Annotated in this window: 19 protein-coding genes and 1 tRNA gene; 8 read left to right on the top strand and 12 right to left on the bottom strand. The window is 70.1% G+C overall.

All coding sequences use genetic code 11. The annotated features are described in order from the left end of the window. Window positions 1-88: 88 nt before the first annotated feature. On the top strand, window positions 89-502 hold the full coding sequence (locus tag ACLF5H_RS26375) for a TIGR03618 family F420-dependent PPOX class oxidoreductase (RefSeq protein WP_421678496.1): 414 nt from the start codon (window positions 89-91) through the stop codon (window positions 500-502). A gap of 181 nt (window positions 503-683) precedes the next feature. Here ACLF5H_RS26375 and ACLF5H_RS26370 read toward each other — a convergent pair whose 3' ends face one another. Together ACLF5H_RS26370 and ACLF5H_RS26365 are read right to left on the bottom strand one after the other, a co-directional pair. Continuing rightward, complete coding sequence (locus ACLF5H_RS26370) at window positions 684-1,019, bottom strand: hypothetical protein (RefSeq protein ID WP_085565785.1); 336 nt, start codon at window positions 1,017-1,019, stop codon at window positions 684-686. 1 nt (window position 1,020) lies between these two features. Further along, complete coding sequence (locus ACLF5H_RS26365; RefSeq protein ID WP_421678495.1) at window positions 1,021-1,302, bottom strand: hypothetical protein; 282 nt, start codon at window positions 1,300-1,302, stop codon at window positions 1,021-1,023. A gap of 105 nt (window positions 1,303-1,407) precedes the next feature. Between ACLF5H_RS26365 and ACLF5H_RS26360 the strand changes: the two genes are divergently transcribed. Beyond that, window positions 1,408-2,418 carry a helix-turn-helix transcriptional regulator gene (locus ACLF5H_RS26360; RefSeq protein ID WP_421678494.1) on the top strand — a complete coding sequence of 337 codons (1,011 nt, stop codon included), beginning with the start codon at window positions 1,408-1,410 and terminating at the stop codon, window positions 2,416-2,418. Between the two features lie 25 nt (window positions 2,419-2,443). Beyond that, window positions 2,444-3,436 (top strand): LuxR C-terminal-related transcriptional regulator, encoded by a 993-nt coding sequence (locus tag ACLF5H_RS26355; RefSeq protein WP_421678493.1) that lies wholly within the window; start codon window positions 2,444-2,446, stop codon window positions 3,434-3,436. On the opposite strand, the gene ACLF5H_RS26350 is transcribed toward ACLF5H_RS26355, so the two are convergent. The 7 genes from ACLF5H_RS26350 to ACLF5H_RS26320 all read right to left on the bottom strand — a co-directional run bounded on the left by ACLF5H_RS26350 (window position 3,431) and on the right by ACLF5H_RS26320 (window position 11,449). Further along, window positions 3,431-4,447 (bottom strand): LuxR C-terminal-related transcriptional regulator, encoded by a 1,017-nt coding sequence (locus tag ACLF5H_RS26350; RefSeq protein WP_421678492.1) that lies wholly within the window; start codon window positions 4,445-4,447, stop codon window positions 3,431-3,433. The genes ACLF5H_RS26355 and ACLF5H_RS26350 overlap by 6 nt on opposite strands. A 239-nt stretch (window positions 4,448-4,686) precedes the next feature. Beyond that, complete coding sequence (locus ACLF5H_RS26345; RefSeq protein WP_421678491.1) at window positions 4,687-5,793, bottom strand: sugar ABC transporter substrate-binding protein; 1,107 nt, start codon at window positions 5,791-5,793, stop codon at window positions 4,687-4,689. Window positions 5,794-6,134: 341 nt separating this feature from the next. Next, window positions 6,135-6,590, bottom strand: coding sequence for a heat shock protein transcriptional repressor HspR (locus ACLF5H_RS26340; RefSeq protein ID WP_421678490.1), 456 nt, complete (start codon window positions 6,588-6,590; stop codon window positions 6,135-6,137). 5 nt (window positions 6,591-6,595) lie between these two features. Next, complete coding sequence (gene dnaJ, locus ACLF5H_RS26335; RefSeq protein ID WP_416484486.1) at window positions 6,596-7,771, bottom strand: molecular chaperone DnaJ; 1,176 nt, start codon at window positions 7,769-7,771, stop codon at window positions 6,596-6,598. A 36-nt stretch (window positions 7,772-7,807) separates the two neighbouring features. Beyond that, on the bottom strand, window positions 7,808-8,482 hold the full coding sequence (grpE, locus tag ACLF5H_RS26330) for a nucleotide exchange factor GrpE (protein WP_421678489.1): 675 nt from the start codon (window positions 8,480-8,482) through the stop codon (window positions 7,808-7,810). Continuing rightward, window positions 8,479-10,323, bottom strand: a complete 1,845-nt coding sequence (gene dnaK / locus ACLF5H_RS26325; RefSeq protein ID WP_421678488.1) for a molecular chaperone DnaK — start codon at window positions 10,321-10,323, stop codon at window positions 8,479-8,481. Before dnaK ends, grpE begins: the two co-directional genes overlap by 4 nt. Window positions 10,324-10,417: 94 nt before the next feature. Further along, window positions 10,418-11,449, bottom strand: a complete 1,032-nt coding sequence (locus ACLF5H_RS26320; protein WP_421678487.1) for an MraY family glycosyltransferase — start codon at window positions 11,447-11,449, stop codon at window positions 10,418-10,420. A 220-nt stretch (window positions 11,450-11,669) separates the two neighbouring features. Between ACLF5H_RS26320 and ACLF5H_RS26315 the strand changes: the two genes are divergently transcribed. Beyond that, window positions 11,670-13,952: a (Fe-S)-binding protein gene (locus ACLF5H_RS26315; RefSeq protein ID WP_421678486.1), complete on the top strand. Its 2,283-nt coding sequence runs from the start codon at window positions 11,670-11,672 to the stop codon at window positions 13,950-13,952. Window positions 13,953-14,980: 1,028 nt separating this feature from the next. Here the strand turns inward: ACLF5H_RS26315 and ACLF5H_RS26310 are convergent. Continuing rightward, window positions 14,981-15,310, bottom strand: a complete 330-nt coding sequence (locus tag ACLF5H_RS26310) for an antibiotic biosynthesis monooxygenase family protein (protein ID WP_421678485.1) — start codon at window positions 15,308-15,310, stop codon at window positions 14,981-14,983. Window positions 15,311-15,560: 250 nt separating this feature from the next. Here ACLF5H_RS26310 and ACLF5H_RS26305 point away from each other — a divergent pair, with 250 nt between their 5' ends. Together ACLF5H_RS26305 and ACLF5H_RS26300 are read left to right on the top strand one after the other, a co-directional pair. After that, window positions 15,561-17,042: an FG-GAP and VCBS repeat-containing protein gene (locus ACLF5H_RS26305; RefSeq protein ID WP_421678484.1), complete on the top strand. Its 1,482-nt coding sequence runs from the start codon at window positions 15,561-15,563 to the stop codon at window positions 17,040-17,042. Between the two features lie 74 nt (window positions 17,043-17,116). Continuing rightward, window positions 17,117-18,250: a YIP1 family protein gene (locus ACLF5H_RS26300; protein WP_421678483.1), complete on the top strand. Its 1,134-nt coding sequence runs from the start codon at window positions 17,117-17,119 to the stop codon at window positions 18,248-18,250. Between the two features lie 100 nt (window positions 18,251-18,350). Here the strand turns inward: ACLF5H_RS26300 and ACLF5H_RS26295 are convergent, their stop codons facing one another. Continuing rightward, window positions 18,351-18,848 (bottom strand): phosphoribosyltransferase, encoded by a 498-nt coding sequence (locus ACLF5H_RS26295; protein WP_421678482.1) that lies wholly within the window; start codon window positions 18,846-18,848, stop codon window positions 18,351-18,353. Window positions 18,849-18,861: 13 nt separating this feature from the next. Then, window positions 18,862-19,437 carry a dCTP deaminase gene (gene dcd / locus ACLF5H_RS26290; protein ID WP_421678481.1) on the bottom strand — a complete coding sequence of 192 codons (576 nt, stop codon included), beginning with the start codon at window positions 19,435-19,437 and terminating at the stop codon, window positions 18,862-18,864. Between the two features lie 548 nt (window positions 19,438-19,985). On the opposite strand from dcd, the gene ACLF5H_RS26285 reads away from it, so the two are divergent. Further along, a tRNA-Gly gene (locus ACLF5H_RS26285) sits at window positions 19,986-20,059 on the top strand. 128 nt (window positions 20,060-20,187) lie between these two features. Further along, a complete protein-coding gene (locus ACLF5H_RS26280; RefSeq protein WP_421678480.1) occupies window positions 20,188-21,186 on the top strand; it encodes a L,D-transpeptidase in 999 nt (332 codons plus the stop codon). Window positions 21,187-21,193: the final 7 nt, after the last annotated feature.

The raw sequence follows: 21,193 nt of genomic DNA, 5'->3' as shown, positions 1-21,193 counted from the left end.
CCCTCTGCTGACTTAACCAGCGTACATAAAGTTGAGTCTATTCCACTCAAGGCTGCTCACGCACCGGTCTGCGACTAGGTTTCCGGGCATGGCGAACCATTCCGTGGATCCGGGTTCCCCGGACGAGGCGTATCTCGGCTTCTGGCGCGAGCGGCATCTGTGCACCCTGACGACCATCCGCCCGGACGGCAGTCCGCACGTGGTGCCGGTCGGGGTGACGTACGACCCCGAGGCGCGCCTCGCCCGGGTGATCTGCAACGGGGCCAGCGCGAAGGCGGCCCATGTCCGCGCCGCCGGGCCCGAGGGCGCCCCGGCCGCGGTCTGCCAGGTGGACGGGCGCCGCTGGGCCACGCTGGAGGGGCGGGCGCGGCTGTCCGCGGACCCGGACCGGATCAGGGAGGCGGAGCGCCGCTACGCCGAGCGCTACACCCGCGAGCCCACGCCGAACCCGGCCCGCGTGGTGATCGAGATCTCGCTGGAGCGGGCGCTGGGGCGGGGATGACCGGGATGTCGAGGTCGAGCGACGTCACGGCGGCCGTGTTCGATTCGTTTCGGCCACCGCCGGGGTGGGGGCATACCCCGAAATGTCGGCACGAACAACAGCGGCGTCACCGTGTTCAGGTCACGGTGACGCCGCTGCGGGGGGAAGCGCCTGAGCGATCTTTTACGACGGGGGAATCGCGTCAGGCACTGCGGGGGGTGGCCGAGATTGTTCTCAGGTCGGACTCCACCGGCTCGGTGAGCCGGTGATCCCGCTGGTCCAGGTTCACAAAGATCATTCCGTACCGTATGGCACACCGCACCGGCTGAGGCGCCCCACGCGGCTTGCGCAGGCACCGGTAGGCCCTGACGTCCTCCTCGTCGTCGCGCGTGACGACGACCGGCTCACCGAAGACGGTCACCATCAGCGAGTCCCCCGGGTGGGGAATCGCGGTCACCAGATCGATGAAGTGCCAGCCGGATCGGTAGGCGGTGGCCATCTCACGGCGGAAGGAGCGGTCGTCGGGTGGCGTGGTCACATCAGCTCCCGGCTACCGAAGGCCACTTGGTGTCCGTCGGCCACTCGCTGTCCGCGGGCACGGCGTTCGTCACGCCGGCCGCCGCCACCGAGGGCCACTTGGTGTCGCCGGGCCACTTCGTGTCCGCGCGCACCACGCTGTTCGCGTCGAGCGTCGCCACCGAGGGCCACTTCGTGTCTGCGCGCAGATCACTCTTCGCACCGAAGGGGCCACTCAGCACTCCAAGGGCCACAACGGCGGAGAAGGTGGCGACCAGCCCCGAGCGAATCATCTTCTTGCCCATGGTCGACTTCGTCCTCACTTGAAGGTCCCCTTCTTCCCCCGTCGGATAAGACGATGGCTCATTCGGGCACATCATGACCACACAATCAGTGCATCATGTTCCTGCATGTTCAGGACCCTGGGGGGTGGAGATTTGACTTCAAATCGGCACAATACGGTACATCCCCATGCGGTTACCGAACTGTGCGAGGAAGGGGGCCGACTTTACGCCAACGCCCTGCGTACCGGACGTGTCTCCCGTGCTGACGTGGCATCGGCTCCCTGCCTGATGGAGTTCGCCCTGCTCCACCCGGATCCGGACGACCCCGACTGGCTGCGCCCGGTGCCCCCGGCCGTGGCGCTGGCCCAACGGCTCTCGCCGCTCGAACGCGAGATAGCAGATCGACGGCGCTGGGCGGTCGAACTCTCCGACATTTTCGAGCCGTTCCTCGCGCTGAGCACCCAGACGGCCTCGGTGACCGACTCGATCACCGTCCTGGAGGGCAGCGACCGCATCAACGCCGCGCTCGACCTGGCCACCACCGAATGCCGTTCCTCGGTGCTCACCGTACAACCGAGCAACCACTTCACCGAGCGCAACGTACGCCAGGGCCTGGAGCGGGACACCGCCCTGGTGGAGCGGGGCGTGCACATCCGCACCCTCTATCAGCACACGGTCCGCTACAACCTCAAGCAGATCGGCTACGTCTCCCAGCTCACCAGCGGCAAGGTGGAGTACCGCACCATCGACGAACTGGTCGAACGGCTCATCATCTGCGACGAGTCGGTCGCCTTCATCCCCACCCGCGACGACCAGCAGGTGGCCCTGGAGCTGCGCAACCCCGGGCTCATCCGCTACCTCATCAAGGTCTTCGAGTTCATGTGGAACCGCGCGGTGCCGCTGACCGCGGGCGCCCCCTACGAGACCGCGCCCGACGGCATCACCGAGGTCCAGCACTCCATCGCCAAGCTCCTGGTGGAGGGTCATGTGGACGAGGCCATCGCACGCCGGCTCGGGATGAACGTGCGCACCTGCCGCGCCCACATCGCCAAGCTGGCGCAGGCGCTCGGCAGCGGCAGCCGGGCGCAACTGGGCTTCCTCATCGCCCAGTCGGGCATGCTGGACCGAGACCTCTGAGCTGATGACGACGACGATGACGACGATGACGGAACCGCACCAGGAACACGGCGTCGAGGAGCTGTGCGCGCAGGGCCGCACGGTGTACGAACGCGCCCTGCGCGCGGGCAGGATCGACGCCGCCGACGCCGCGGCGGCGCCCTGCCTCCAGCGGTTGGGGCTGCTCCAGCCGACCGCCGCCGACACCCGTCTGCTGGAGCCCGTGGCCGCCTCGGTGGCCCTTCAGGAGCTGCTGCGGGCCTCCGCCGAACGCATCGCCGCCGAACGCCGCCGGGAGACCCGTATCGCCCGGAGCCTCGAACCCCTGCTGCGGACGGCCCACAGCCTGCCCGGCAGCACCCCGGTGGTCCGGGTGCACAACGGCGTCGACCGCATCAACCAGATCCTCACCGCCGCCGCGGCCGAGGTCCGCGAGGAGTTCCTGGCGATCCAGCCGCATGTGGACCACACCCGGATGACCCCCGAACTGGACGCCGCCGCCTTCGACCGCGACCAGGCGCTGCTGGACCGCGGCGCCCGGATCCGCGTCCTCTACCAGCACACCATGCGCCACTCGCCAACCGTCCTGGCCCGCTACGAGCATCTGCGCGGCGACCTGGAGGCCCGCACCCTGGACGAGGTCTCCGAGCGCCTGCTCGTGTTCGACCGGACGATGGCCTTCATACCCGCCAACGCCGAGCGCACCATGGCCCTGGAGATCCGCCAGCCGGCGATCGTGGAGCACCTGGCCACGATGTTCGACCGGTTCTGGCACCTGGCCACGCCGATGGGCCCGCGGCGCCCGCCGGCCCCCGCCGCGGACGGCGCCACCCCGCGCCAACGCGCCATCGCCGCCCTCCTGGTGGAGGGCCACACCGATGCCGCCATCGGCGACCGGCTGGGCATGAACGTGCGCACCGTACGCCTGCATGTCGCCAAGCTCTCCGCCGCCCTCGGCAGCGTCAGCCGGGCCCAACTGGGCTATCTCATCGCGCGGTCGGAGATCCTGCGCCGGGCGGACGAGGCGCCGGGCTCATAACGAGGCGTCGCGCGCGGCCGCCGGCAGGCCCCTGCCGCTGCCGTCCAGGCCCGCCTGCGCGATGCGCACCCCCAGCTGGGTACGGCTCGCCGCGCCCAGGGTCTCCGAGAGGCGGGCGATGTGCGCGCGGCAGGTGCGCACGCTGATGCCGAGCCGCTCGGCGATCACCGCGTCCTGATGGCCCTCGGCGAGCAGCGCCGCGATGGACTGCTCGCGGTGCGAGATGCCCTCGATACCGGTGTCCGGCAGCGGCGCGGTGAGCGGGATGGCGAGCCGCCACAGCCGCTCGAAGACGGTCACCAGGTACTCCACCAGCGCCGGGTGGCGCAGCTCCAGGGCCATGGTGCGGTCGGCGTTCGCCGGGATGAAGGCCACGGTGCGGTCGAAGAGGATGAGCCGGTCGATGACCTCGTCCAGGGTGCGGGCCTCCACCGTGTCGCCCATCAGCTCCAGGTAGTTGAGCAGCCCCTGCCCGTGCCGGGCCACATGCGTGTACAGGTCCCGCATGCGCACGCCCCGCCCGCGCAGGGCCAGCGCCCGGTGCAGGCCCTCGGTCAGCTCGGCCTCCCGGCGGATGCCGCCCGGCTGCACGGTGAGCACCTCGGTGGTGCACGCCTGCGTCGCCTCGTCCATCGCGGCCTGGATCCGGGACAGCCCGTCCAGCACCCGTACCGCGCTGCCCCCGCCCGGCGCCGCGAGCGCCTGCAACTGGCCGAGCCCGGCGTACCACTCGAAGGCGGCCACCGCCGAACCCACCCGGCGCTGGCTCTCACTGACCTCGTCGTAGACCCCGCGCAGCAGCCGGGTCATGACCTCCTGCGGGGAGGTGGGGACCAGCCAGTCCATGTCGTCGGGGTCCGGGTGCAGCAGGGCCAGTTCCAGCAGGCAGGGCACCGCCTCGGCCTCGACGCGCGGCACCCGGCCCCGGCGCACCGCCCGTGAGTACACGCGGTCCCCGGCCTCGCACAGCTGGTCGGCACCGTGGGGATGCTCCGCCCTCCGCCCGGCCATCGCGCATTCCACCCCCGGTGTGCTGCCACTTCCGCAGCGCAACTATGCGTGGCGCCGACCGGGTCCGCAACACGGCTCCCCAGGGCGCGGCGGTCGTTAGCGACCCTTTCGTCCGGGTATCCCCCAGGCTCCGCCCCTCGCATTGCAACAAGATGACGGTGGCGACGCCCGCAGGACGAGGGCATCGTTGATCGCGCCGCCGCACCGCGCCCGCCGGGGAGGCGCGGTGCGGCGACCTGCTACTTCAGGCCGATCGCCGCGCACTGCGCCTTGAACTTGGCGGTGCAGATGTCGTCCACGGTGTAGATGCCGTCCGCGATGACCGTGTCCTTGATGGACTTGCGCGTGAGGGCGCTCACCTGGACCAGCTTGGACGGGATGTTCTTGGTGGTGGGGCTGTCCACCTTGTCCTCGGTGAGGGCGTCGAACTGGATGTCCTTGCCCTGGACCTTGGAGACGGCCATCTGCGCGGCGGCCTCGGCCTCGTCCGGGTAGGACTTGTAGACGCTCATGTACTGCTCGCCCGCCACCACCCGCTGTACGGCGTCCAGTTCGGCGTCCTGGCCGGTCACCGGCGGCAGGCTGGTGACGCCCGCGGCCTTCAGTGCCTTGATGACACCGCCCGCCATGCCGTCGTTGGCGGAGTAGACGCCCGCGATGTTGCCCGCGCCGATCTGGCTGATCGCCTTCGCCATGTTGGCCTGGGCGTTCTCCGGCTTCCAGTCCGTGGTGTCGTAGCTGGCCGCGATGGTCACCTTGCCGTTCAGCTCGGAGAGCGCGCCCTCCTTGAACTGCTTGGCGTTCGGGTCGGTGGGCGAGCCGTTCATCATCACGATCTTCGTGGCGGTGCTCGCGTTCGAGCCCAGCGCGTCCAGCAGCGAGCGGCCCTGCACCTCGCCGACGAGCTCGTTGTCGAAGGAGACGTACGCGCTGATCGGGCCCTCGGCCAGGCGGTCGTAGGCGATGACCGGGATGCCCGCGTCCTTGGCCTTCTTCACCTCGCCCGCGATGCCGTGCGCGTCGACGGCGTCGAGCAGGATCACATCGACCTTGTCGTCGATCATCTTCTGCATCTGGCCGGACTGCTTGGCCGCGTCCGCGTTCGCGTTCGCGTACTCGACCTTGCCCTGCTTGGCGGTCAGGTCGGCGACCTTGCTCTTGATGATGGGGTAGTCGAACTTGTCGTAGCGCGTGTTGGTCTTCTCCGGCAGCAGCAGGCCCACGGTGAGGTCGTTGCCCTTGGCCGGGCTCGCGCTCGTGCTGTCCCCCGTCGCGTTCAGGACGCCGCAGCCGGCCAGCGAGAGGGTCGCCGCGGAGGCGGCCACGGACAGGGCGATACGGCGCATACGAGGGCTCACTTCACGTGTGTTTCGGACGTGGGTGCTGCTAGAGGACCCAGGTGTCTGAAAAGACAACGCGGAGCCGACAGCCGGCGTCAAGAAGCCTTGCTTAACGAGTGGGCAACACTACGCGCCGTCCAACATGTGAAAGCAATGGGGAAACCTCTCCAAACACCCTTTACGGACCGTCCATCCAAGGGGAGTTCACGAGGCGGCAAAGAATGGGTTGTGCCCGTGACGGGCCCCGTGACGTGCCCGCCGCCGGGCCCGCCGGGTCCGGGGACGGCGAAGGGCCCGCGGACGGGATGCGTCCGCGGGCCCTTCGCCGTGCGTGGTGGGGCGGGTGCTCAGTCGCCCTGCTGCGGGGACCGCTTGGGCCGCCACACGACCAGCGCGCTGGTCTGCTGGACCTCCTGATACGGGACCAGGTCCCGCCGGTAGGAGGCGTGCACGGCGGCCTCGCGCTGGCGCATGGTGGCCGCCGCGCCGTCCAGGGCCGACTCCAGCTCCACGACGCGGGACTGGAGCGCGGCGACCTGGTTCTCCAGTTCGATGATGCGCTTGATGCCGGCCAGGTTGATGCCCTCGTCCTGCGACAACTGCTGCACCTGGCGGAGCAGTTCGATGTCACGGGCCGAGTAGCGCCGGCCCCGGCCCGCGGTGCGGTCCGGGGAGACCAGGCCCAGGCGGTCGTACTGGCGCAGCGTCTGCGGGTGGAGTCCGGAGAGCTGGGCCGCCACCGAGATGACGTAGACCGGGGTCTCCTCGGTCAGTTCGTACGGATTGCGCCGCCGGCCTTCCATCACGCTCAAGCTCCCTTCGCGGCCTCGAACAGCTCCGCCCGCGGGTCCTCGCCCGCGGTCGCCTCGCGATACGCCTCCAGTGCGTCACGAGCCTTCCCCGACAGGTCCTCCGGGACACTCACCTCGACGGTGACCAGGAGGTCGCCGCGGGTGCCGTCCTTGCGGACCGCGCCCTTGCCGCGGGCCCGCATGGTCCTGCCGTTCGGAGTGCCCGGGGGCAGCTTCAGGGTGACCGGCGGGCCGCCGAGGGTCGGCACCCGCACCTCGCCGCCGAGCGCGGCCTCGGCGAAGGTGACCGGGACGGTCACCGTGAGGTTGTCGCCCTTGCGGCCGAACACCGGGTGCTCGCCCACGTGCACGGTCACATACAGATCGCCTGCCGGGCCGCCCCGCTCGCCGGGGGCGCCCTTGCCGCGCAGCCGGATCCGCTGCCCGTCGGTGACACCCGCCGGGATGCGGACCTGCATGGTGCGCGAGGACTTGGCGCGGCCGCTGCCCTTGCAGTCCGGGCAGGGGTTCTCGGCGATCAGACCGCGGCCCTTGCAGTCGGGGCAGGGGTCGGTCAGCGAGAAGCCGCCGCCCGAGCCCCGGGCGATCTGGCCGGTGCCGACGCAGGTCGGGCACACCCGGGGCGTGCCGTTCTTGTCGCCGGTGCCGGAACAGGCCTTGCAGGGCTGCTGGGAGGTCATCCGCAGCGGCACCGTGGCCCCCTCGATCGCCTCGGTGAAGCTGAGGGTGACCTCGGTGTCCACGTCCTGGCCGCGGCGCGGCTGCGTACGGGTCGCCCCGCCCGCGCCGCCCCGGTTGAACAGGCCCCCGAAGACATCGCCGAGCCCGCCGCCGAAGCCGCCGCCCTGGGCGGTGCCGCCGCCTCCGAAGAGGTCGCCCAGATCGAAGTTGAAGTTGCCGCCGCCGGCGCCCGGCCCGGGGCCGAAGCCGCCGTTGCCGAACAGGGCGCGCGCCTCGTCGTACTCCTTGCGCTTCTTGGGGTCGCCGAGGATGTCGTTGGCCTCGGAGATCTCCTTGAAGCGCTCCTCGGCCTTGGCATTGCCCTTGTTGGCGTCCGGGTGGAACTCGCGCGCGAGCTTCCGGTACGCCTTCTTGATCTCGGCCTCGGTGGCGTCCTTGGGGACGCCGAGGACCTTGTAGAAGTCCTTCTCGATGAAGTCCTTGGTGCTCATCCCCGACGTCCCTCCTTCCCGTCCGCTGTGATTACGTCAGCCCTCCTCCGGGCCACCGTTCTCCTTGTCGTCGGCCGCCTCGGACTTCTCCTCGGCGCCCTCGGCCTTGCCCGCCTTCTCCGGCTTCCCGGCCTGCGCGCCCGGCTGCGGCTCGGCGACGGCCACCCGCGCGGGGCGAATGGTGCGCTCGCCGATGCGATACCCGGGCTGCAGGATCGCCACGCAGGTCGTCTCGGTGACGTCCGGCGCGTAGCTGTGCATCAGGGCCTCGTGGATGGTCGGGTCGAAGGGCTCGCCCTCCTTGCCGAACTGCTGGAGGCCCAGCTTGGCCGCGGTGGCCTCGGTCGACTCGGCCACCGACTTGAAGCCGCCGACCAGTTCGCCGTGTTCCCGTGCGCGGCCGATGTCGTCGAGCACGGGCAGCAGCTCGGTCAGGAGGTTCGCGATGGCGATCTCCTTGACCGTGACCCGGTCCCGCTCGACCCGGCGGCGGTAGTTCTGGTACTCGGCCTGGAGCCGCTGGAGGTCCGCGGTGCGCTCGTTCAGCGCGGTGCGTACCTGGTCCAGCTGGGCGACCAGACCGGCGTCTGCGTTCGCGTCCCCGGCCGGGGCCGCCCCCTCCTTGGGGGCGGCCTTCGACTCGGCGTCGTCAGGGGTGGCGCCGGAGGGGACGTCGGGCTTCTCGTCAAAGCCCGGGGTCTCCTCCGTCACGCGGCACCGTCCTTGCGCTCGTCGTCCACGATCTCGGCGTCCACGACGTCGTCGTCGGCCTTGGCCTGGCCGGCACCGGCGTCACCGTCGCCCGCGGCCTGCGCGCCCTGGGCGTCGGCGTACATCGCCTGGCCGAGCTTCTGCGAGACGGCCGCGACCTTCTCGGTGGCGGTGCGGATCTCGGCGGTGTCCTCGCCCTTGAGCTTCTCCTTCAGCTCGGCGATGGCGGACTCCACCTCGGTCTTGACCTCGCCCGGGACCTTGTCCTCGTTGTCCTTGAGGAACTTCTCGGTCTGGTAGACGAGCTGCTCGCCCTGGTTGCGGGTCTCGGCGGCCTCGCGGCGCTTGTGGTCGTCCTCCGCGTAGCGCTCGGCCTCCTCGCGCATGCGGTCGACCTCGTCCTTCGGCAGCGAGGAGCCGCCGGTGACGGTCATCTTCTGCTCCTTGCCGGTGCCGAGGTCCTTCGCCGTGACGTGCATGATGCCGTTGGCGTCGATGTCGAAGGAGACCTCGATCTGCGGGACGCCGCGGGGCGCCGGCGGCAGACCGGTCAGCTCGAACATGCCGAGCTTCTTGTTGTACGCCGCGATCTCGCGCTCGCCCTGGTAGACCTGGATCTGCACGGACGGCTGGTTGTCCTCGGCCGTGGTGAAGATCTCGGAGCGCTTCGTCGGGATCGTGGTGTTGCGCTCGATCAGCTTGGTCATGATGCCGCCCTTGGTCTCGATACCGAGGGACAGCGGGGTGACGTCGAGCAGCAGGACGTCCTTGACCTCGCCCTTGAGGACACCGGCCTGGAGCGAGGCGCCGATGGCGACGACCTCGTCCGGGTTGACGCCCTTGTTGGCCTCCTTGCCGCCGGTCAGCTCCTTGACGAGCTCGGCCACGGCGGGCATACGGGTGGAGCCACCGACGAGGACGACGTGGTCGATCTCGTTGATGGAGATGCCGGCGTCCTTGATGACGTTGTGGAACGGCGTCTTGCAGCGCTCCAGCAGGTCGGCCGTCAGCTGCTGGAACTGGGCGCGGGTGAGCTTCTCGTCCAGGTGCAGCGGGCCCTCGGCGGACGCCGTGATGTAGGGCAGGTTGATCGAGGTCTCGGTGGACGAGGACAGCTCGATCTTGGCCTTCTCGGCGGCCTCGCGGAGGCGCTGGAGGGCCATCTTGTCCTTGGACAGGTCCACGCCGTGACCGGACTGGAACTGCTTGACCAGGTAGTCGACGACGCGCTGGTCCCAGTCGTCACCACCGAGGTGGTTGTCACCGTTGGTGGCCTTCACCTCGACGACGCCGTCGCCGATCTCCAGCAGGGACACGTCGAAGGTGCCGCCGCCGAGGTCGAAGACGAGGATCGTCTGGTCGTCCTTGTCGAGGCCGTAGGCCAGCGCGGCGGCCGTCGGCTCGTTGACGATGCGCAGGACGTTCAGGCCCGCGATCTCGCCGGCCTCCTTCGTCGCCTGGCGCTCGGAGTCGTTGAAGTACGCCGGGACGGTGATGACCGCGTCGGTCACCTTCTCGCCCAGGTAGGACTCGGCGTCCCGCTTCAGCTTCTGCAGGATGAAGGCGCTCATCTGCTGCGGGTTGAACTGCTTCCCGTCGAGCTCGATCTTCCAGTCCGTGCCCATGTGGCGCTTCACGGAGCGGATGGTCCGGTCCACGTTCGTGACCGCCTGGCGCTTGGCGACCTCGCCGACCAGCACCTCACCGTTCTTCGCGAAGGCGACGACGGACGGCGTGGTCCTGGCACCCTCGGCGTTGGTGATGACGGTGGGCTCGCCGCCCTCCAGAACGCTGACGACGGAGTTAGTCGTGCCCAGGTCGATGCCGACCGCACGTGCCATGGTTGATTCCTCCAGCTGACTTGAGTGCAACGGACTCAAGTGTGCACGAGCGGGCCGCTGGGGTCAACAGACCTGAGTCATCCAGACTCAAGTCTTATCCGTTCCTTACACGCAACCGCCCGTTGACCTGCGTCGATGCCATACGGCGAGGTCGCTGGACCGGAATCCGAACGGGCGCCCGCAGCAGCACGAGCACCAGGACGGCCGCTCCTCCCGCCACCCAGAGCGCGAGTTCCTCCCCCGCCCACCCGGCATGCACGAGCACTCCCGCGAACACCGCGGCGAAGGCACCCACCCCGAGCACCACCACGGCCCCCGGCTGGGTGAGCCCGAACCGCCGCAGCCGGTGCACCAGGTGGTCCGGGCCGCGCCGCAGCAACGGGCGGCGCCCGAGCAGCCGTACGAGGACCACCAGGGCGGCGTCCGCGAGGGCGACGGCACCGAGGCAGAACAGCACGGCCGCGCTCGGCCCGATCGCGTACCCCGCACGGGTGAAGACGACTCCGGAGGACAGCAGGAACCCGGTGAACAGCGAGCCGCAGGCGCCGAGTCCGACCCGGGCGGGATGCCAGTTGTGCATCAGGAAGCCGGTGAGGGCGGCGGCGAACACGCTGAGCAGCACGGCGAGTCCGTCCATCACCTCGATGGCGGCGCAGACCCCGGCCCCGAAGGCGGTGACCACGCCCACGGTCCCGGCCAGACCGTCCGCGTGGTCGAGCCCCCGGAAGACGAGCGTGACGAGGACGATCCCGGCCACGGCGAGCGCGCCCCCGGCCACCCCCGTCTCGTCGTACGGCACCACGCAGGCCGCCGCCACCGCCGTACCGGCGGCGATCACCCGGCCGCGCAGCCGCCAGACGTCGGCGACCAGGCCGAGCAGTCCGACCGCCACGGCGGCCAGGAGCAGCCCGCCGACCCCGTCACCCAGCGGGGCGACCCGGGTCCATTCACCCGTCCAGGCGACCAGCGAGGTGACGGTGACGACGGCGAGGCCGCCGAGCAGCGGCAGCGGACGGCTCCGGCGCCGGTCGACGACTCCCGCCCGCAGGGCGGGCAGCCGGAGCAGCGCCGCGAGGACGGCGGTGAGCAGCAGGGCGGCGGAGGCCGCGGCGATCCCGTAGAGCACAGCCCTAAGGTAGGGGTGAAAGTAGCAATTCGGGATGAATAACACGATCAGATTGCCCTGAGGGTGATCAGCACGCCACCATGGGCGGCCCCTCAGCGACCCATATCACCCCGCGCTCCCCTGCGGCGCGACGGAAGATAGGGGTAGTCTCAGAGAACCGCATAAGTTACCGCTTAGTAATGTCCGCTCGGTCAATTCGAGGCCGCCCTCAGGAGCCCCCATGCAACTCGCCGCGATCATCGTGTCGCTGGTCCTGATCGTGGTCGGCGTGGCACTGTTCGGCCGCGCCCTCCTCCAGATCTTCAACTTCATGCGTCTCGGCCAGCCCGTACCGGCCGGGACCAGGACCAATGACCCCGCACAGCGCACCGTCACCGTGGCCAAGGAGTTCCTCGGCCACACCCGGATGAACCGCTGGGGCATCGTCGGCGTGGCGCACTGGTTCGTGGCGGTGGGCTTCTTCTCGCTGCTGCTGACGATCGTCAACGCGATCGGCCAGCTCTTCAAGGCCGACTGGATCCTGCCGATCATCGGCGACTGGGCGCCGTACAACGTCTTCGTCGAGTTCGTCGGCACCATGACCACGCTCGGCATCCTGGTGCTGATCGCGATCCGCCAGCTGAGCAAGCCGGACAAGCCGGGCCGCAAGTCCCGCTTCGCCGGCTCGAACTTCGGCCAGGCGTACTTCGTCGAGGCCGTCATCCTGATCGTCGGCGTCTGCATCTTCACCCTGCACGCCCTGGAGGGCGCCCAGCACCACGTCGACGGCTACGAGGCGTCGTTCTTCATCTCGTATCCGGTCGTCGCCTGGTTCAAGGGCATGAGCGTCGGCACGCTCCAGAACCTCACCTACTTCTTCGCCGCCCTGAAGATCGCGACCTCCTTCATCTGGATGATCACGGTCGCCCTGAAGACCGACATGGGCGTGGCCTGGCACCGCTTCCTCGCCTTCCCGAACATCTGGTTCAAGCGCAACGCCGACGGCGGTACCTCGCTCGGCGCGCTGCTGCCGATGACCTCGGGCGGCAAGGCGATCGACTTCACCGACCCCGGCGAGGACGACGTCTTCGGCGTCTCCCAGGTCGAGCAGTTCTCCTGGAAGGGCCTGCTGGACTTCTCCACCTGCACCGAGTGCGGCCGCTGCCAGTCGCAGTGCCCCGCCTGGAACACCGGCAAGCCGCTGTCCCCGAAGCTGCTGATCATGTCGCTGCGGGACAACGCGCACGCCAAGGCGCCGTACCTGCTGGCCGGTGGCGGCAAGACGGTGGAGGGCGAGGAGAAGGCGTCCGAGGAGCAGCTGGCCGGAGTGCCGGCCGCGGCCCTGGCCGAGGCCGAGCGCCCGCTGATCGGCACCGCCGAGGAGAACGGCGTCATCGACCCGGACGTGCTGTGGTCCTGCACCACCTGCGGCGCCTGTGTCGAGCAGTGCCCGGTGGACATCGAGCACGTCGACCACATCGTGGACATGCGCCGCTACCAGGTCATGATCGAGTCGGCCTTCCCCTCCGAGGCGGGCACGATGCTCAAGAACCTGGAGAAGAAGGGCAACCCCTGGGGCCTGGCCAAGAAGCAGCGCCTGGAGTGGACCAAGGAGGTCGACTTCGAGGTCCCGGTCGTCGGCAAGGACATCGAGGACCTCACCGAGGTCGAGTACCTCTACTGGGTCGGCTGCGCGGGCGCGCTGGAAGACCGCGCCAAGAAGACGACGAAGGCGTTCGCCGAGCTGCTCCACATCGCGGGCGTCAAGTTCGCGATCATGGGCGGCGACGAGAAGTGCACCGGTGACTCCGCCCGCCGCCTGGGCAACGAGCCTCTGTTCCAGGAGCTCGGCATGGAGAACGTGATGGCCCTGAACACGGCGTTCGGCGAGGAGCTGGACGACGACGGCAAGGCCACCGAGGAGTCCCGCAAGCCGAAGTCCGCGAAGAAGATCGTCGCCACCTGCCCGCACTGCCTCAACACGCTCGGCAACGAGTACCCGCAGCTCGGCGGCGACTACGAGGTCATCCACCACACCCAGCTGCTCCAGCACCTGGTGGACGAGGGCAAGCTGGTCCCGGTCACGCCGGTCGAGGGCATCATCACCTACCACGACCCGTGCTACCTGGGCCGCCACAACAAGATCTACACGCCCCCGCGCGAGATCATCGGCAAGGTCCCGGGTCTGCGCAACGAGGAGATGCACCGCCACAAGGAGCGGGGCTTCTGCTGCGGCGCGGGCGGCGCGCGGATGTGGATGGAGGAGCGCATCGGCAAGCGCATCAACAACGAGCGCGTGGACGAGGCCCTCTCCCTCAACCCGGACATCGTCTCCACGGCCTGCCCCTTCTGCCTCGTCATGCTGACCGACTCGGTCAACGGCAAGAAGAACGACGGCAAGGCCAAGGAATCCATCCAGGTCGTCGACGTCGCCCAGCTCCTGCTGGACTCGGTGCGGACCCCGGTGGACCCGGCGGGCGAGTCCGAGTCCGAGACCACCCCGGAGCCCGAGCCGGTCAAGTGACGGCCCCCGCGGCCCCCTGAAACCCGACAACGCCCCCTGCTTCGCACAGGCAGGGGGCGTTGTTGTGTTCGGGGGGGGCGGGGGGGCCGCGTCGCTGCCGTGCGCCCTTGGCGGGTGCCGGGCTCGTAAACCCACGGGGCGGGGAGGGACGCGCTGGCCGGGGGGGGCCGCGCTGGCGGGCTGGCGGGAAAGGATCGCGGGCCGGTGGGTGGGCGGGCCGGACGGTGGAAGTGAGCTGCGGGCCGGAAGCCGACCGGTGGCCGGGACCGGAGACCCGATGCGGCGGGCGCACGGGAAGGGGCCGCAGACCGGGAGCCGGGATGGTCCGGACGGCCGGAAACGAGTCGCGGGCCGAAAGCCGAGGCGGTCCGGACGGCCGGAACCGCGGGCCGGAAGCCCACCGATGGCCGGAACCGGGAGCGGCGAGGGGCGAGGGGCGAGCGGCCGGGATGGGATCGCAGGCCGGTAGGGGACCCGAGACCGGAGGCGGCGGCCAGCCGGGATGGGATCGCGGGCCGCAGGCACGGGGCCGAGACGGGAACTCCGGCCGGGTGCGCCCGTGGCCCCGTCAGCCGATGCATCGGGGCGTCCGCGCGCCGGGTGCGCGCACCGGCCGATCGAACGGGTCGGCCACCCGAGGGAACCCGCACCACGACCGCCGCCGCCGTACGCGGTCGGCTTTGTGCGGCCGGACCGAGGCGGGTGCCCAGTCCGGCCGGCCCGCTCAGGCGCGAACGCCGCGAGGCGCCCGTGTCCGCACTCTTGTGCCGCCCGGCCGATCCGCTCGCACGGCGATCACCACGGGGCGCCCCGTGGCGCGCTCTTGTCCCACCGGGCCGGACCACGCGCACCCCACCGACCCGTCCGCTCACGTACGAACGCCGCGAGGCGCCCGTGGCCGCGCCCTTGGGCCGCCAGGCCGGAACACATGCACCCCGGCCGACCGGGCCGCCCGTACAAGACCGGCCGCGACGCTCGGAGGACATGGCGCCGGGCCCCGTAGAACCGCCGAGGCCCAGCGCCGAGCGTCACGCGTTCTTCGGGGCCGCCTGCTGGACCACGTCGAAGGACCACAGGGTGGAGCCGGAGGCGGCCGGCTTGGGGCGGTCGCCCTCGGCGGCGCCGCCGCCCTGGTGGGCGGCCTTCATCGGGCCCTCCATCCACGCCTGGAAGGACGCCTCGTCGCGCCAGCGGGTGTAGACGAGGTACTGGTCGGTGCCCTCGACCGGGCGCAGCAGCTCGAACCACTCGAAACCGTCGGAGTTCTCCACCGCGTGCGCCCGCGAGGCGAACCGCTTCTCCAGGACCTCCCGCTGCTCGGCGGGCACGGTCAGCACATTGATCTTCACTACGCTCATGGGTCCATCCTGCGCCACCCGCCCCGCTCCCGCCGCAGGGGCACCCGATAACTCGCCACGGACATCACACACTTAACGGCGCTCACCGAACTCCCGTACAACCCTTGCCCCCCACCGCGCGTCTCCTGATCGCCGACCGGCCGGTGAACCCGGGGACAACGCACCACGAACCCCGGACGTACCCGGCCGATCCGCACCCAACCGACTGCGGATGCCCGCCGGGCATCCTCCGCACGCCGCAGGAGAACGCATGCACCTGCACCGAAGACTCGCCCTCGCGACGGCCACCGCGGCCGCGCTGACGGGCGGTCTGCTCACCTTCGCCGCCGCCCCCGCCACGGCCGCCGACTCCACCCGGGTCGCCAAGGCCGACTTCAACGGCGACGGCATCGGCGACCTCGCCGCCTCCGCCGCCACCGCCTACGTCAGCGGCCACAAGGACGCCGGCGCGGTCGTCGTCATGTACGGCTCGAAGACGGGCGTATCCGGCGCCAAGCACACCCTGCTCACCCAGAACACGGCCGGCGTCCCCGGTGGCGCCGAGGCCGGCGACGAGTTCGGCGGCGACCTGGCGTACGCCGACTTCAACGGCGACGGCTACGACGACCTCGCCGTCGGCACCCCCCACGAGAAGGTCGGCAGCGACACCGACGGCGGCGCCGTCGCCATCCTGTGGGGCTCCAAGAGCGGCCTGACCGGCAAGGGCGTCGACGTCGCCGACCCGGCCCCCGCCTCCCACGACTACTGGGGCGAGACCCTGGCCGCCGGCGACTTCGACGGCGACGGCAAGGCCGACCTGGTCGTGGGCAGCAGCAACAGCAGCCTCTACCTCTACCGGGGCGGCTTCACCACCGCCGGCAAGCCCGGCAGCCGTACGACCGTCAAGACGCCGGTCAGGTCGGGGACCAACGGCAGCCCCTACGGGCCGCTGAACCTGACCGCGGGCGACGTCAACGGCGACGGCCGTACCGACCTCGTGGTCGACGGCTTCGAGACGAAGACCAGTCACCACTGGAACACCAACTACTGGCTGCCCGGCGCCTCGACCGGTCTGAACGCCTCCGCCGCCAAGGCCCTCAAGCCCGGCATCATCACCGCCATCGGCGACGTCAACGGCGACGGCTTCGGCGACATCGTCACCGGCGCCGACTGGGACGCCAAGAACAGCGACGGCACCGCCGTCCCGGACGCGTCCGACGGCGGCAAGGTGAGCGTCACCTACGGGTCCGCCTCCGGGCCCGCCACCACCACCGCCATCACCCAGAACACCGGCAACGTCCCCGGCTCCTCCGAGAAGGGCGACACCTTCGGCTGGGAACTGGACCTCGGCGACATCAACGGCGACGGCTACCAGGACCTCGTGATCAGCGCCCCGGAGGAGGACCTGAACGGGGTCACGAACACCGGCATGGTCACCGTCCTGTACGGCTCCGCGTCCGGCGTGAACACCGCCTCCGGCGCCCAGTCCTTCGCCCAGAGCACCACGAACGTCCCCGGTCAGGACGAGAAGGACGACCTGTTCGGCACCGACGTCAAGCTGGACGACGTCACCGGCGACGGCAAGGCCGACCTGATGGTGGGCTCGTTCGAGAACGGCGGCGACGGCACGGTCACCTACCTGCCCTCCGACGGCAAGAAGATCACCGCGATCGGCTCCCGCGCGGTGTCGCCCGCCGACGCCGGGGTGTCCACGACCGGGACGCCGCAGTTCGGCTCCGTCTTCGCGGACTGAGCGGCGCTTCACCGGGCGGAGACGGTTCAAACCCGGAACCATCCCTGGTGAAACGGCTGACGGCCCCTTAGGGGATGTCACAGGTCGGCCGCAATGCCGGGTCCGGACCGCCGGGCCCGGCACGTCACCCTCCGGGACCAGGTACGTTCGATGACGTGGCTGGATTCAGGATCGGACGCGGGGGCCGGGACGACCGCACCCCCCAGGGACAGCAGGCGCCGCAGGGACCGTCGTACGGCCGCTCCGGCCCGTCGGGCGGGCGACGCGGCCCGTCGTCGTACGGGCAGCAGGGGCCCCAGGCGCCCGGACAGGGCGCGGGACGGCCGTCGTACGGCTACCCGTCACCGCAGCCGCCGCAGCCCTCGTACGGGCAGCAGTCGTACGGGCAGCCCCCGCACGCACCGCAGTCGTACGGCCAGCAGTCGTACGGGCAACAGCCGTACGGCCAGCAGTCGCACCCGCGGCAGGGCCGGCCCTACGGCCAGCAGGGTCCGGCGGACGACGGCCCGGAGTACTTCGACGACGGCTACGGGAGCGGCACGCCGGACCCGTACGCGGCGAACACCCCGGGCCACACCCAGGCCTTCTCGATCGACGAGGCCGCCGGCTACACCCAGGGCGCGACCTACCAGGCCGGCTCCGCCGCCGCGCCCGCCCCGCCGGTGGGGCCGCCGCTGCACTGGAAGGAACTGCTGCGGGGGATCGTCCTCTCCCCCGACCCGACCTTCCTGCGCATGCGGGACTACACGATGTGGGGCCCGGCCCTGATCGTGACCTTCCTCTACGGCCTGCTCGCCGTCTTCGGCTTCGACGAGGCCCGCAAGGAGGCCATCGGCGCCACGCTGTCCAACGCGGTGCCGATCGTGCTGATCACCGCGGTCGTGATGGTGCTCGGCCTGTTCATCCTCGGCGTGGTCACCCACACCCTGGCCCGCCAGCTCGGCGGCGACGGCGCCTGGCAGCCCACGGTGGGCCTGTCCATGCTGATCACGGCCCTCACGGACGCGCCCCGCCTGGTCTTCGCCATGTTCTTCGGCGGTGACGCGGGCTTCGTCCAGATACTCGGCTGGGCCACCTGGCTCGCCGCGGGCGCGCTGCTCACCATGATGGTGTCCCGCTCCCACGACCTGCCGTGGCCGAAGGCGCTGGGCGCGTCGGCGATCCAGCTGATCGCGCTGCTGTCGATCGTGAAGCTGGGCACGTTCTAGTCCCTGGTTCGCCAGACATGTGAGAGGGCCCCGGTGTCACGGCACCGGGGCCCTCTCACATGCCTGTGTTCCTAGGGGTACCCGTGTTCCTGGGGGTTCCTCAGGCGTCGAGCACCTGGTCGTCCCGCTTCACGACGGGCGGCTGCACGCTCCACGGGAAGTTGATCCAGTCGTCGGTGCGCTTCCAGACGTACTCGCACTTCACGAGGGAGTGGGACTTCTCGTAGACCACCGCGGAGCGCACCTCGGCGACGGTGTCGAGGCAGAAGTCGCGGACCAGCTTGAGCGTCTTGCCGGTGTCGGCGACGTCGTCGGTGATCAGGACCTTCTTGTCGGAGAAGTCGATCACGTTCGGGACCGGCGCGAGCATGACCGGCATTTCGAGGGTCGTGCCCACGCCGGTGTAGAACTCGACGTTCACCAGGTGGATGTTCTTGCAGTCGAGGGCGTAGGCGAGCCCACCGGCCACGAACACACCGCCCCGGGCGATGCTGAGCACGATGTCCGGCTCGTACCCGTCGTCCGCGATGGTCTGGGCCAGCTCGCGGATGGCGCCGCCGAACGCCTCGTAGGTCAGATTCTCCCGCACGTCACTCATGTTCTGGATGCCCTCACACCTGGGTCCGATGGAAATTGACATAGGACCGCGAGGCGGTCGGCCCGCGCTGGCCCTGGTACCGCGAGCCGTAGCGCTCACTGCCGTACGGGAACTCCGCGGGCGAGGACAGCCGGAACAGGCACAGCTGGCCGATCTTCATCCCCGGCCAGAGCTTGATGGGCAGGGTGGCGAGGTTCGACAGCTCAAGGGTGACGTGACCGCTGAAGCCCGGGTCGATGAACCCGGCGGTGGAGTGGGTGACCAGCCCGAGCCGGCCCAGCGAGCTCTTGCCCTCGAGCCGCGAGGCGAGGTCGTCGGGCAGCGAGATGACCTCGTACGTCGACGCGAGCACGAACTCGCCGGGGTGCAGGATGAACGGCTCGTCGCCCTCCGGCTCCACCAGCCGCGTCAGATCGGTCTGCTCGACGGAGGGGTCGATGTGCGGGTACCGGTGGTTCTCGAACACCCGGAAGTAGCGGTCCAGCCGAACATCGACGCTCGACGGCTGAACCATGGATTCGTCAAAGGGATCGATCCGTACCCGCCCGGCGTCGATCTCGGCCCGGATGTCCTTGTCTGAGAGAAGCACGTAGCGAGGATACGCAAGGCGCGCGGAGCCATGACAATCGTGACGACTCCGCGCGCCGGTGGTGACGACGCGGCTACCCCGCGTGCGTACTGACTTCGCCGTTCACCCTTGCTTCTGCAGGGCGACCGGTACGACGCTGCGGAGCCGCGCGCATCGAGGGCACCGCATGAGCCGACCGGGACCGAGCCGCTCGGCCTGCTGCATCGGGAACGAAGCGGTGCTGAAGACGTGCCCATCGGCACAGCGGACGACGGTGCGTTCCATCAAGTCCCTTAAGTCCCTTCCCCAAGAGCCTCGTCGGGCCGACCAACCCGACGACAAAAGCCACATTACGGGATCAAAGAGACGACTCTCCAGGCGGCACTCCGGCCCCACCCGGACCCTCTCCCAGCGCCCCCACCGTACGCCCCAACTCCCGCCCCCCGCAGCCGGATCCCCACCCTGAAACCCGCTCAGGCCCCCGGGCCTTGAGCACCGGGAGCCTGCGATGAGGTACAGTGAGCGAGCGTCGGACAGGGACCGTTCTCGGGAACTTTGTCCGTACTTACGCGGGTGTAGTTTAATGGTAGAACATCAGCTTCCCAAGCTGAGAGCGCGAGTTCGATTCTCGTCACCCGCTCCATGAAAGAAGGCCCAGGTCAGCAGACCCGGGCCTTTTCGCTGTCCTCGTGGAAAAAGTTCCGATGCGATGCAACCCGGTGCCGGGCCCGTGCGTAGAGGAGTCGACAACCTCATCTCACAGGAGCCCTCATGTACTCGAACCGTTCGACGGGGCGGACCGCCGGCCGTCTCGGGGCCGCTGTCGCGGTCTGTGTCGCTCTGCTCTCGGCCGTCGGCTGCTCGGCGAGCGCGGGTACCGGCGTTCGGACGGCCGGCACACCGGATGCCGAGGCGTCGTCCGCCGCGAAGGCCGTAAACGGCGGTGGGGGCGGCGCGTCCGGCGCCCGCCCGGCTCCGTCCGTACCGGAACCCGCCGTGCTCGCGCGGGCGCAGGTGCACATATCCGACGGGGACACGGTCGGCGTGGGCATGCCGATCTCCGTCACCTTCCCCCGGCCGGTCCCCGCCGCCGAGCGCAAGGCCGTGGAGAGCTGGCTGCGCGTGCAGACCTCGTCCGGCACGACCGGTGCCTGGAGCTGGGTGCGGGACCGGAACCTGCTGGACGGGCAGCGGGTGGACTTCCGGCCCAGCAGCACGTACTGGAAGCCCGGCACCAAGATCACCCTGCGCCGCGGCTCGCACGGCGTGAGCCGCTTCACCATCGGCCGGTCGCTGGTCGCCACCGTCGACACGAAGACGGACATGATGACCGTCGACACCGACGGCAGGACGAGCCGCGTCCCGATCACCGCGGGGAAGCCGGGGCTGGACACCTGGAAGGGGACGATGGTCGTGATGGACAAGCAGCCCAAGGTGTTCATGGACTCCCGCACCGTGGGCATGGGCCCGAACGACACGTACCGCGGCTACTACTACTGGGCCCTGCACCTGACGGCGTCCGGTACCTACGTGCACCAGAACCCGCACGCCGACACGGCGGCCGGACACAGCAACGTCACCCACGGCTGTGTCGGTCTCGCCACCAGCACCGCCAAGGGCTTCTACGGCCGGGTCATGGTCGGCGACGTCATCAAGGTCACCGGCGCGAACAAGGACACGGTCGCCCCCGGGAACGGCTACGGCGACTGGAACCTGACCTGGAAGCAGTGGCTCGACCACAGCGCCGCGGGCGCCGCCACGACCGCATGACCCCCGC

The organism is Streptomyces sp. LaBMicrA B280, assembly GCF_049222185.1.
GTDB classification, from domain to species: domain Bacteria; phylum Actinomycetota; class Actinomycetes; order Streptomycetales; family Streptomycetaceae; genus Streptomyces; species Streptomyces murinus.
Note: the sequence above shows the minus strand (reverse complement) of the source record. Positions and strands in the feature narration are given on the sequence as shown.

What these genes read in the sequence shown, in the direction of transcription:
- ACLF5H_RS26305 (WP_421678484.1), top strand. Translation starts at nt 15,561, where the DNA reads ATGCACCTGCACCGAAGACTCGCCCTCGCGACGGCCACCGCGGCCGCG.
- ACLF5H_RS26310 (WP_421678485.1), bottom strand. Translation starts at nt 15,310, where the DNA reads ATGAGCGTAGTGAAGATCAATGTGCTGACCGTGCCCGCCGAGCAGCGG.
- ACLF5H_RS26280 (WP_421678480.1), top strand. Translation starts at nt 20,188, where the DNA reads ATGTACTCGAACCGTTCGACGGGGCGGACCGCCGGCCGTCTCGGGGCC.
- ACLF5H_RS26345 (WP_421678491.1), bottom strand. Translation starts at nt 5,793, where the DNA reads ATGCGCCGTATCGCCCTGTCCGTGGCCGCCTCCGCGGCGACCCTCTCG.
- ACLF5H_RS26360 (WP_421678494.1), top strand. Translation starts at nt 1,408, where the DNA reads ATGTTCAGGACCCTGGGGGGTGGAGATTTGACTTCAAATCGGCACAAT.
- ACLF5H_RS26300 (WP_421678483.1), top strand. Translation starts at nt 17,117, where the DNA reads ATGTCACAGGTCGGCCGCAATGCCGGGTCCGGACCGCCGGGCCCGGCA.
- dnaJ (WP_416484486.1), bottom strand. Translation starts at nt 7,771, where the DNA reads ATGAGCACCAAGGACTTCATCGAGAAGGACTTCTACAAGGTCCTCGGC.
- ACLF5H_RS26350 (WP_421678492.1), bottom strand. Translation starts at nt 4,447, where the DNA reads ATGGCCGGGCGGAGGGCGGAGCATCCCCACGGTGCCGACCAGCTGTGC.
- ACLF5H_RS26315 (WP_421678486.1), top strand. Translation starts at nt 11,670, where the DNA reads ATGCAACTCGCCGCGATCATCGTGTCGCTGGTCCTGATCGTGGTCGGC.
- ACLF5H_RS26375 (WP_421678496.1), top strand. Translation starts at nt 89, where the DNA reads ATGGCGAACCATTCCGTGGATCCGGGTTCCCCGGACGAGGCGTATCTC.
- dnaK (WP_421678488.1), bottom strand. Translation starts at nt 10,323, where the DNA reads ATGGCACGTGCGGTCGGCATCGACCTGGGCACGACTAACTCCGTCGTC.
- ACLF5H_RS26365 (WP_421678495.1), bottom strand. Translation starts at nt 1,302, where the DNA reads ATGGGCAAGAAGATGATTCGCTCGGGGCTGGTCGCCACCTTCTCCGCC.
- ACLF5H_RS26340 (WP_421678490.1), bottom strand. Translation starts at nt 6,590, where the DNA reads ATGGAAGGCCGGCGGCGCAATCCGTACGAACTGACCGAGGAGACCCCG.
- ACLF5H_RS26295 (WP_421678482.1), bottom strand. Translation starts at nt 18,848, where the DNA reads ATGAGTGACGTGCGGGAGAATCTGACCTACGAGGCGTTCGGCGGCGCC.
- ACLF5H_RS26355 (WP_421678493.1), top strand. Translation starts at nt 2,444, where the DNA reads ATGACGGAACCGCACCAGGAACACGGCGTCGAGGAGCTGTGCGCGCAG.